Genomic DNA, 11428 nt, shown 5'->3' with positions numbered 1-11428 from the left:
GGGGCAATACACCAAGCCTGAATGTCTCCGTAGCAACGGGCATGGCTTTATATGAAATTTACCGCCAGCGCGGACCCAAGAAGTTTCATGTACACAGCTCGTCAAAGTAATTAGTCCGATCGCCCCCTAAAGCCGGGGGCGATCGACCCCCAAGTTTCCCATTTTAGGTAATTAAAAAAATGCCACACCTGATTAGAAAATTTCCTTCATATTAGAATAGGCATCACTCATTACCATGTGTACCTAACCTAACTGAGAGAGGCTATATAATTTTTTTTCAACTACGCCAATTATATCATCCGTAAAAAAAAATTGACAGGAGAGGATATCTCAACTACAATTCCATCCAAAAACCATGTCAGGGAACCCCAAACTATATAGCCTTAGCCGGCTGTAGAGGGGAGAGAAGGGGGTAGTAGTACCTCCCGTAAGGATTAATCCTTACAAAGGAGCTTGCTAGACAGGTGTATATATTTGTCTATAAAGCTTATAACTATTATAACAAAGTGTAAATAACTAAGGCATCAGCCTTGCAGGCAGCACTCTGGAAAAAAAAAGTAAAATACATTACAAATCCCCATGAAAGAACTCTTGATTAGCTTGCTCAACTTTTTCGGTTTAGCTTGGTGGGTGGAAGTTAAAACTGCATCGCCACGGTGCATTTATTATTTTGGTCCGTTTATGACCGCTAAAGAGGCCCAAGCTGCACAAACAGGATATGTAGAAGACATAGAAAATGAAGATGCTCAAGGTATTAGTGTTTCGATTCAACGTTGCAAGCCTGTGAATTTGACGGTAGCAGATGACTTGGGAAAGCTTGGTGAGCCAGGGATGTTCCCGGTTTTTAGCGGTCAGTAGCAGCAAGGGGAGTCAATAGTTTTGTCTTCAAAACTATTGACTTTTTGACCTCAAATTGCTGGTGGCTAATAGGTAATAGGTAATGGGTAACGGGGAATGAGGACCCAGAGAAAGAGAAGAGAGAAATAATAATTCCGATGTCAATGAATTTGATATAGCAGTCCTTGCAGGAGTCGTAAAGTTTTTTACCCCACCCCAACCCTCCCCTTATTAAGGGGAGGGAGTAAGAAATTCACAAATGATTTAGGATTGCTATATTACTTCTTCCTTCTTCCTTCTTCCTTCTTATTTCTTCCTTCTTCCTTCTTCCTTCTTCCTTCTTCCTTCTTCCTTCTACTTAACTGTCTGGGGGAAGTTTTTTATCCAGCGATCGATATCTGCAAGTACCCGATCGGGAATTTCCCAGGGGAATAAGTGGGCTGTATTTGGATAGCACTCCCACTGACATTCCTGGAGGTGTTGGGCTGTTTCTAAACTGGATGCGGAGGTGATGTGCCGATCGGCCTCTCCAGCCATGACTAAGGAAGGGCATTGAATATCGCCGAGGTTGAGTAGTCGGTTATATCCAGCCCTCAGAGCGGTATTTAAGGCTTTGGTAGCCGTGGGGGAAGTCTGGAGATAGGCGGGAGTACCAGATCGGGCTAAATAGCGATAGGGAGTGCTTGTATGCTGTTGTATTAAGTAGCGAAAGAGCGATCGCCTACCAAAAGTATCAATATTCCATTGCCAGCCCGGTATCACCCAATTGATGATTCCGGCTAAACCCGTATAAAAGTTATCTTGCCAAGATACCCGAGGGTGACTGCCTCTGGGTTTGGCGGCGGATGCAAGTATAATCAAACCCGTGACTCGCTGCGGATATTTCATCGCTAATTCCAGGGCTAAAATTCCCCCTAAAGACCATCCCAGTACCAAACAGCGATCGATCCCAAATCGGTCTAAAAGCGCTTCTAAATCGAGGAGATGATCCGTCATGTCAAAGGGAGTAAAAGTGCGACTGTTGCCGTATCCCCGCAAGTCTGGGGCGATGGTTTGGAATCGCTCAGATAAGTGTTCGGTAAACACTGACATACAAGAGCCTGAGCCAGGATGACCGTGCAAACATAGGATCGGAAATCCTGTTCCTTTGACAGAAACACTAAGTTTTTGAGGTGTCATTCTATATGTCTCTGAGAAGCCCATCCGAATTTTTACCTGCTAGCTTGCTGCTGAGTTTTCTGAGTTTTCTGAGTTTTTGGTTGCGAAACTTGCTGCTCTTTCGGTTGAGAAACCTCAGCTTTTACTAATTCAGGAAATGGTGGCTGGAGATTGTGAACTTCGATGTCCATTCCCACTGGCAGAGGTGGCAGTTGGGGCAGATCGTTTTCCAAATCTTTGAACCCTTTGAGGTTTTTTGCTGGCAAAATTTCCGGCATTTGTGGTGGTAATTTTGCTGTTTCCAAAGTGCCGATCATTTTAGCTAGGGCGAATTCTAGTTGAGAACCAGGGTCGATCGCCACCCAACCCCGATCCGTCATTTGCCGGATCTCGAAGTGGAGGTGAGGGCCCGTGGACATTCCTGTACTACCAACGCGGCCGATGGTTTCTCCCTGTTTCACCCACTCTCCGGGCTTCACAAACAGTTCAGAAAGGTGTCCGTAGAGAGTTTCCTGAGACTGTTTACTGTGATTGAGCACCACCGTCAAACCATAACCGCCTAGCCAATCGGCGATCGCCACTTGACCCGCATAAGCAGCCAGGACGGGCGTTCCCAACTCCGCTCCCAAGTCAGTCCCGGTGTGAAAGCGGCCATAGCCCATAACTGGATGAGTCCGCCACCCAAATGGCGAAGTAATTGCCGCAGCAATAGATAGTGGAAACAGCAGACTGGTGTTGCCATTTCCTGCCTTACCAGCGGGACGTGGCGTGAGATTGTAATAAGCAAAGCCTGTATTGCTACCGCTGCTGACACTAATCGGGCCGACTTCAATGGGGCCTAGTCCCATACTCGCTCCTGGATCTGAAGTGCCTCCGCCGCTATTTCCCGAATATGCAGCGTTAGCATAATATCCAGCCTCCGCTGAGTACCCAGGATGAGGCGAGTAACCTGAATCGGGCGAGTAACCTTGATTAGGCGAGTAAGCGGCATCTCCGTTCACTGATTTTGGCTGTCTGGTTCCCGCGCCCCACAACTGACTGCCGATTTTTTCGACGGCTTGACCGAGGGTGTCGCTAACATTGCCACCACCATTGCCGGCAACATTCCCTGAAACATTCCCTGGAACACTTTCTGGAACATGCCCTGGAACATTTCTGGGAACATTCCCAGAGGGAGGAGTAGCAATATAGGAGTCAGGAGCGATCGGAGTTTGAGGGTTGTAGTTGCCTCCCCCAGCATCGGCCGTGACTGGCTCGGAAATCGCAGCAGGGGCGCACGCACTCCCACCACCGGGACATTCGGTCGATCGATCTGAAAATTCTATGTTTGTCGGCGCTTCGTAGCTGTTGGTCGCCCCAGCGCTGTAGTCTGTCTGGTCGTTGTAAGCGTTGGCCGGGTTCACGGGCGCTTCAAAAGGAGGTTCCGGCGACTGGGCTGTTGGTTCCGGCAGGGGTATCAGTGCGGGTTCGGGCAGATAATATTCTGAGGTCCCAGGTGCCGCCACTGCTGGCGGTTCCGTCGCGTATTCCGGTTGGGGATCTGGTTCCTGGTAGCGAGGCTCCCGCGCCACTTCTGGGGTTGGAGCGCTTTCTGCCATGGGAGCCGGTTGTACCGGGACAGGAGCTTCAAATAATGGTTGCAGGTCTGCGGCACCTGGGGCTGTCTGTTCTATTGTTGGAGTTTCCGTTTGTGCCCACACTATGCCTTTGCTGAGTAGTCCCAGACTGGCAAGGCAACCTAGTCCCACCAGCAGGGAGCGATCGGACAAAAGACGCTGAAGATTCCGTGCGCCTGTAGGTTTTTTATTTGGCTCTTTGGTGTTCACAGTGGCTGTCCAATGCTTGTCTGAAACTGGTTTCACGATTTTTTTTCCCAACTCAACTAGGGCCTTGGTGGAGATCGAAGTCAGGCTCGAATTTATGCTAATCCTTGTCTGGAGTGGAGCCTAAACTATTGTACCTGGTTAACGCGATTATTCCGTTCAACCTAGCTAGTTGATTCCAGTTTGTCCGTTCACTTGGCAAAATTGTTAATTATTTAGTATTATTGACTCCCTTGGGGCAGCATGGCATTAATGAGTTTACCTGACGATCGCTTGACAAATTTTCGCGACTATGAATGCCTTGGGGAACCAGAGGGTGTTACTTGGCAGTGGCAAAGTTGGGAGGGATTGCCCTATCTGACTTGTAGCTTGCTCGAAAGCTGGCAACACGGCTTTTTTACGGCTCCGTTTTCGCCCCGCACCCCGATCGACTTGGTGGAAGTTCTGTCGCCCGGAGCTCCTGTTTACCGGGTCAAGCAGGTACATGGCAATAGCGTACTCCAGACTGGTCAGGTGGCTCCGGTTTCTGCTAGTGGTCTTGGGGCGGAAACTGGGAACCAAATTTATGCTGAGGCTGATGGCTTGGTTGCCGAGCGAGAGTTTGAGGCGATTTGGGTTTGTACGGCAGATTGTGTCCCTGTGTTGATTGCTGACGATCGCACCGGACTGACTGCCGCAGTTCACGCAGGTTGGCGCGGGACTGCTGCTAAGATATTACCAGAGGCGATCGCTCAACTTGTGGCCGTTGGCAGTCAACTGGAAAATCTGAGGATTGCTATGGGGCCGGCGATCGCTGGACAGGTTTACCAGGTATCTGTGGAAGTGGCAGCGGAACTGGGAGCTACCATTACTCCCAAGGGTGCAGTTAGTGTGACAGCCGACCGCATTCTAGAGTTTTTGCACCAACTGCCTCAAACTCCTGTGTTAGCCGATCCTGAACCGGGAAAAGTACGTTTGGATGTTCGCCGCTGCAATGCTTTGCAATTGCAACAGTTGGGAATTCATCCTTCTCAAGTGGCGATCGCTCCTCACTGTACTTATTCTGACTCCGATCGCTTTTTTTCCTACCGCCGGGAGCCACTTAAAAAAGTCCAGTGGTCGGGAATTGTCAGTGGCGGCGCGACAACTACCTGTTGAAGGTAGAAGGTAGAATGTAGTTTTAAGTTTTAAATTTTGAATTTTAAATTTTGAATTTTAACTCTTTAACTTAAAACTCAAAACTTAAAATTTACAGACTTTCCTTCTACTTTCAAAACAGGATTTTCAGGGGTTAACCTACCTACTTAGTGGGTGATTCCCTAAAATCAATAAAAACTAGCAACTAAACTTTTTGGGAAAGCGGTCCTCGCCCCCGCCCCGCTTTCCTCTCTTGTTAAGATTGCGCTATAACGAGAGTCTCCAGCGGGTTATTAAAATGAGCGATCCAACTCCCTATCAACTGCTTGAGGTCGATGAAGATGCTTCTTTTGATGAAGTCCAAGAAGCCCGCACTCGTCTGGCTGAACATTACAGTGGCGATTTGAAACGTTTGGAATCGATCGAAGCTGCTTACGACGCGATCCTGATGGATCGTTTGCGACAACGACAGGAGGGTAAAATTAAAGTCCCCGAACGCATCCGTTTTCCTGAACGGTTGACTCCTCCACCCGCCAGCTTTACTCCCTCTCCTCCGTCTGGTAGTCCTGCTTGGCTGCAACGGCTAATCGATACTCCTAGTCGATCGGACATTTTGTGGCCTGCGGGAATCTATGTCGGATTGAGCGGGCTCAGTATCTATCCGGCTGCTAATAATTCTTTACTACAGTTGACTCTAGCTCTGGGAGTCGGCTCTTGTCTCTATTTTCTCAATCGCAAGGAACAAAAATTTGGTCGGGCTGTACTGCTAACAGTTATGGGCTTGGTTTTAGGCTTGTTGCTGGGAGGTATTTTAAGCTCTCTGGTGAGTCCAGCATTCATCGCAACAGAGAAATTTATTGCTTTGTTTACGTTTTTAACTCTGTGGCTGGTCAGCAGTTTTTTACGATAGTTTAGTCTCTAGACTTCTCCCAAAAAGCCTGTAAAAAATAGGTCAGAAAGCCTGTTCTACAATAATTATGGGAGATGTCTAATACAGTCAACAGTTGAGTGTTGACTGTTGACTGATTTATCGGGCTGATCGAGCGAAAATGATCTCAACGGCTTCGCCCAAATTGTTAGCAATTAAGTCTGGTTGCTGACTTTCTAGTTGCGAGCGATCGCGAATCCCGCACAAAACACCAATTACCTTGACACCGTGGGTTTTAGCTGCTACAATATCTGCCTCTGTATCCCCAACCATCCAAGTATCAGAAGCTGGCGGCAATTCGGCGAGAGCTTTTGCCATCAGCAAGGGCTTATCTTTAACATCACCAGTTTTAACATAATCATTGGGGAGACAATAACGGCGGTCTTCTGGGAAAAAGTGGCCTAAATTGCAGCGGTTGAAAGCTTCGTCAAGTTCCCTGACGCGACGCATAGTCATCACTACTAAATCAACTCCTGCCCCTTGTAGCTTTTCTAAGGTTTCCACCGCTCCTGGGGATGGGCGATCGTACATCAAGTAGGGGAAAGTATGAACAGTGTGACGACGTTTTTGGGCAAATTCAGTGGCTTGGATAGCATCCAATCCTGAGAGAATGCCGATTTCGGTTTCAGGAATCCGCGCCCGCTTCATTTCCCAAAACTCTGCTTGGGAGAGTTCGCGCACCTGTTGGTCGGAAGCTTGAGTCTCCGCAAGACATTGCTGATAAACTCGATAATAGCGATCGGAGACATCCATTATTGGCCCATCAAAGTCTGTAATCAGTCTCAGCATTTAGCAGAATATATTTAAGATTTGATACAAATTATTTAATATTGTATCATTAAGAGATGTCAGCTCCTCCACAAAACTTGACAGAAATACCCTAGGGAGTTACTGTTTATTAAGTAATGTCAATTGCATAAAACATTACGCTCAAACTCTAGTGACACTCAACTGTAGCGGTTGCAATCAATATCAGGAAATCTACAATTAAGATGTGTTGCACAAATAAAGTAAACCGCTATATTTTATACATAAATCTACCCCTTAACCTAGGGTGAGTTGAGGTGGAGTTCACAGGATTGTTAAAAACATTCCATGGAACTCATATTCGGCTAGCTTTGCCACAGGGAAAAACTGCTCAGAGGAATCAAATTTAGTGTTTGGTTAAATTTACCAGCCGTAAAATAGTGCCATACCTCCAAAGAGTTTCCACACCCATATCAATAGCTTACAACTTACGCATCGAGAGCGTATTTATGCCATTGCGAAGCAAAGGAGAGCTTTTACAAACATTGATTTATCCTAAAAATGGCATAAATAAAATAGCCGATTGACCAGAGACGAATTCTACTACCCACATTAGAAATAGATACTCAAACATAACGAAATGCTACCCAAATTAAGCGTACAAATCCCCCCCAAAAGTGTTAACAATCTGCTTAACAAGTTGTTGTCCTTGCGTCGAATTGAATACCTCGCAGTCGATCGAGAACTGAAAATTCAAGAAGCATCTTTGAACGTCCAAGAATTTGCTGACATTCCCGATGGGATCGAAAAAGGAAAAGATGTGCGTGATAGTTTTCCCGAACTAATCGGCATCGAAGAAATCCTCGATGATATTCTCGAAGAAAAACAGCCCAATTTTCAACTAAAATCAGTAACCCGAATTTTAAATGATGGCTCTTGTTTGTATCTAGATTTATATGTTTTTGGTTATAAAGAACAGTTAAAACCTGAGAGACTCATTATTTTCTGTGAAGACGTAACAGATAGTACCAGTATGCAGCAAACCATGGTGCAATCAGTAAATGAAAGCAGTATCAAAGTCACTAATTTAGCTACCTCCCGCGATTATATTGAGCAGATCCTGAATTCAATCAATGATATTTTGTTAGTGACGACGGCATCGGGAAAAATCAAAAAAATCAATAAATCCACAGAATTATTATTTGGATACACCGAAGCAGAATTAATTGGTAAACCAATTTCAATGATTACGGCCAATGAGGAATTATTGCGTCAAGTCAGTCAGTTACCTGCGGAACTTAAAAACGAATCATGGCATCAGGTGAAAGTAATATGCCACACTAAAGCAGCTTTAAGCTTGACAGTGGCTTTTTCCTGCTCTACCATCAAGACCACGGTAGAAAGCAAACATTCAGCAAGTGAAACCATACAAGATTTTGTCTATATTGGCAGAGATATCACCGAACAACAACGAACAAAAAAGCGTCAATCAGCACATTATGCAGTAGCTAGAATCATGTCAGAATCGGGTTCTTTAGAGAGCGCAACTCCGAAAATTTTGCAAGCTATTTGTGAAAGTTTAGGATGGGATCTCGGTGAATTGTGGACACCTGCGGATGAAAAAGAAACTAAATTAGATGGGGAAAATCAACAGCAAAAAGTCAGATTTTTGTTTGCAACACCAGACACTCCTGTGGAAAAAGTGCCGTTTCTACTGCGAGTTGGAGTATGGTGGCGGGGTAGAGATGTCGGCGAGTTTGTGGAAAATTGTCAGCAGATAACTCTCCCTCCTGGTGTGGGCTTACCCGGAGTGGTTTGGAACACTGGTTATCCGCAGTGGATTACTGATATTCTCAAAGATGGCAATTTTATAAGATCGAACTTAGCATCAAAAGCCAAACTGACTTCGGCTTTTGGTTTCCCAATTCGTGCTAGTGGTCAAATTGTAGGAGTCATGACTTTTTTCTGTCAAAAAAAACAGCCATCCGATGAAGACTTACTTCAGATGATGGCCGCCGTTGGTTCGCAATTGGGACAGTTTGTCAAGCGCAAGTATGCCGAAAAAGAACTGCAAGAAGCCGAAGCTTCCATCAGACTTTTATACGAACAGGAAAAACGCCAAAGTAAAAAATTGGTTCAGCAAAATTTAGCCCTAGAAAAGACTAAATTAGAGTTAGAATCTGCTAACCGTGCCCTACAGCGACTCGCCTCTGTAGATGGTTTGACTCAGATTGCTAATCGTCGCTGTTTTGACAAAACCTTGCAGTCGGAATGGTTGCGGATGGCGAGAAATCAAGAGCCCCTAGCTTTGATTTTGTTGGATATCGATTTTTTTAAACTTTATAACGACCATTACGGCCATCAAGGCGGAGATGAATGTTTAAAAAAAGTGGCGGAAATTTTAGAGGGCAATGCTCATCGGGGAGGCGATTTATCTGCTAGGTACGGGGGCGAAGAATTTGCAGTAATTTTGTCCCAGACTGATGCTAAAGGAGCAATGCGGGTAGCCGAATCAATTCGCAACGATTTGAAAATTGAGGCAATTCCTCACCAACTGTCAAAGGTAAGTCAGTTTGTAACTGCCAGTATGGGGATAGCTAGTGTAGTTCCTAGTGCGGAACTATCTGTGGAGTGGCTAATTGGGGAAGCAGATCGATCGCTCTACCAAGCTAAACTAGAAGGACGCGATCGGGTAATTTATCTAAATCCTGCAATTTTGGATAATTAGTCAGGTTGCGGAGGTAGTAAAAAAGCGCTTCTACCTGGGAAAGGAGTATTTGTTGATGATGATTGTGAGACAAGCTAAAATTGCTGATGCACCTGCAATTGCACGAGTTAATGTCGATACTTGGCGGACTGCTTATCAAAAAATTTTACCAGCCGACTATCTAGCGCAGTTATCCTATGAAAATCGAGAAAGTAATTGGCGAGACATCCTTGTAAACGCCGAAAAAAATGAATATTTTGTGTACGTGGCGGAGAATGAATTAGGACAAATCGTGGGTTTTGCTGCTGGTGGCTACGAACGAACTCACAAATATGTTTATCAAGGAGAATTATTTGCTATCTATATTTTGCAGGAATATCAGCATCAAGGAATCGGAAGGAAACTCGTAGGAACAATTGCCTCCCAACTATCTAATTTAAACTTAAATTCGATGCTGGTTTGGGTGTTAGGAGATAATTCAGCCTGTAGGTTTTATCAAGTTTTGGGAGGCAAAAAAATTGAGGAACAACAAACAAATAGAGCCGGAGTTTTACTTAAGGAAATTGCCTACGGCTGGACCGACATAACTATGCTGCTGGAAAATTGATAAGCCCTAGGAGGGCCGGCACGGGGGCACGGCCCCTACCAAGAATGAAACTACCCTGGGGCACGGCCCCTACCAAAAATGAAACAAACCTTGGGGGGGTGAGGAGTTTCCTCCTGGTTGCTCCTATCCATAGCATTGTTGCGTCCAGGACTACCTTCATCAATCAAAACTCAAACTTCCCCGCTTCATTTGTTCCCGTTCTATGGCCTCAAACAAAGCCCGAAAATTTCCAGCCCCAAAACCTCCCGCTTGCACTTTGACATCGTTAACTAAGGCAACTCGACGTTCGATTATCTCAAAAAAGAATGTAGGTTCAGCAAAAATTGGCTGCGTAAAAATTTGCAGCAGCATCGCTGCGGGCGTCTCTTCCGGCCAATCTACCAAAACTTGAGCACCTATAATTTCTTGCCAATCTTTCGGTACATAGTTTTGCTGTTGTTGTAATTCTTTATAATAAGTCCAGGGAACCGGCAGAAAAGGCAAACCGCGCGATCGCAAATCAGCCACAATGTCCACAATGCGATCGGTTTGCAAAGCCATATGTTGAATGCCCGGCCCCTGATTTGCATCCAAAAACTCTTGAATTTGAGAATTAGGTGATGCCGATTCATTAATAGGCAATTGCACTCCACCTTCAGCATGAACCATAACTCGGCTGCGTAAAGCCGATTTGTCAGTCTGAATATCAAAATTTTGCTGAGTCTGAAAACCTAAAACTCTTTGATACCAATTAACAGCAGTAGACAAATCCCCGGTTGCCACATTTAATACTACGTGGTCAATATTAGTAAACAGTGGGATTTCCGCAGAATTCGGTGACAGTGAATTATCACCACTTCCCTCAATCAAGGTGTGGCTTAAGTCTCCCCAACCCGCAATCTTTGCCCGCTTAAAACTGCCTCCTGCATTTATACCTTTTTGAATCGGTTCCAGTAGTTTAGCGCCTTCAGCGATCGCTCTAGCTATTGCAAACTCAATATTTTTGACCCGGAAGCCCACATCGGCAATACCAGGAGGATGTAATTTCAACCAACTAGCGACAGGACTAGAGGATGTCAAGGGGGAAGATAAAACAAAACAGATATTGCCACTTGCGAGCACTTCACTATGAGTGTGGCTATTGGCATAATTTGCTGTGGTTTGAAAGCCTAATTTGCTGACAAACCAGTCCCGCGATGTTGCTGCATCTTCAGTATAGAATTGAATGCGATCGAACTCCATAATCAATAATTGAAAATGGCGATGGGGAAATTAACAAGCTGTTTAGTCATTTTTATGTTTAATAAGGTTAATTGACTTAACAATAGCCTATAAACAGGAGAGCTGGTGTCTGCCTGAAGACTGAATCATGAAGATTGTAGATTTGGGATAGGGGATTATGGGTCAAAAGGGTAAATCAAAATATTACCTTCAATTATATGATAAATTTACAACTTATCACCCCAGGTTCATCTGTCGTAACAATCTCAAATCTACAATCTCAAATCTACCATGGGTATGCTGCT

At 45.2% G+C, this 11428-nt stretch carries 9 protein-coding genes; 5 read left to right on the top strand and 4 right to left on the bottom strand.

The features are described 5' to 3' along the window. The first annotated feature begins 579 nt into the window (after window positions 1-579). Window positions 580-858, top strand: coding sequence for a DUF1816 domain-containing protein (locus AAFP11_RS14590; RefSeq protein ID WP_341737715.1), 279 nt, complete (start codon window positions 580-582; stop codon window positions 856-858). A gap of 333 nt (window positions 859-1191) precedes the next feature. On the opposite strand, the gene AAFP11_RS14585 is transcribed toward AAFP11_RS14590, so the two are convergent. Both AAFP11_RS14585 and AAFP11_RS14580 read right to left on the bottom strand, forming a co-directional pair. Next, window positions 1192-2016, bottom strand: coding sequence for an alpha/beta hydrolase (locus AAFP11_RS14585; RefSeq protein ID WP_341737714.1), 825 nt, complete (start codon window positions 2014-2016; stop codon window positions 1192-1194). A 32-nt stretch (window positions 2017-2048) separates the two neighbouring features. Further along, window positions 2049-3857 (bottom strand): peptidoglycan DD-metalloendopeptidase family protein, encoded by a 1809-nt coding sequence (locus AAFP11_RS14580; protein ID WP_341737713.1) that lies wholly within the window; start codon window positions 3855-3857, stop codon window positions 2049-2051. A 213-nt stretch (window positions 3858-4070) separates the two neighbouring features. Here AAFP11_RS14580 and pgeF point away from each other — a divergent pair, with 213 nt between their 5' ends. Further along, complete coding sequence (gene pgeF / locus AAFP11_RS14575; protein ID WP_341737719.1) at window positions 4071-4955, top strand: peptidoglycan editing factor PgeF; 885 nt, start codon at window positions 4071-4073, stop codon at window positions 4953-4955. A 277-nt stretch (window positions 4956-5232) separates the two neighbouring features. Beyond that, window positions 5233-5844, top strand: coding sequence for a CPP1-like family protein (locus AAFP11_RS14570; RefSeq protein ID WP_341737712.1), 612 nt, complete (start codon window positions 5233-5235; stop codon window positions 5842-5844). Between the two features lie 117 nt (window positions 5845-5961). On the opposite strand, the gene AAFP11_RS14565 is transcribed toward AAFP11_RS14570, so the two are convergent. Next, window positions 5962-6651, bottom strand: a complete 690-nt coding sequence (locus AAFP11_RS14565; protein ID WP_341737711.1) for an HAD family hydrolase — start codon at window positions 6649-6651, stop codon at window positions 5962-5964. Between the two features lie 598 nt (window positions 6652-7249). Between AAFP11_RS14565 and AAFP11_RS14560 the strand changes: the two genes are divergently transcribed. Further along, window positions 7250-9337, top strand: coding sequence for a diguanylate cyclase (locus tag AAFP11_RS14560; protein ID WP_341737710.1), 2088 nt, complete (start codon window positions 7250-7252; stop codon window positions 9335-9337). A 55-nt stretch (window positions 9338-9392) separates the two neighbouring features. After that, window positions 9393-9923, top strand: a complete 531-nt coding sequence (locus AAFP11_RS14555) for a GNAT family N-acetyltransferase (protein ID WP_341737709.1) — start codon at window positions 9393-9395, stop codon at window positions 9921-9923. 159 nt (window positions 9924-10082) lie between these two features. Here AAFP11_RS14555 and hppD read toward each other — a convergent pair whose 3' ends face one another. Further along, complete coding sequence (gene hppD / locus AAFP11_RS14550) at window positions 10083-11144, bottom strand: 4-hydroxyphenylpyruvate dioxygenase (protein ID WP_341737708.1); 1062 nt, start codon at window positions 11142-11144, stop codon at window positions 10083-10085. Window positions 11145-11428 lie beyond the last annotated feature (284 nt).

The sequence above is a fragment of the Microcoleus sp. CAWBG640 genome (assembly GCF_020883015.1).
GTDB lineage: Bacteria > Cyanobacteriota > Cyanobacteriia > Cyanobacteriales > Microcoleaceae > Microcoleus > Microcoleus anatoxicus.
The sequence above is the reverse complement of the archived record's forward strand: the minus strand, read 5'-3'. Positions and strand labels throughout refer to the sequence as shown.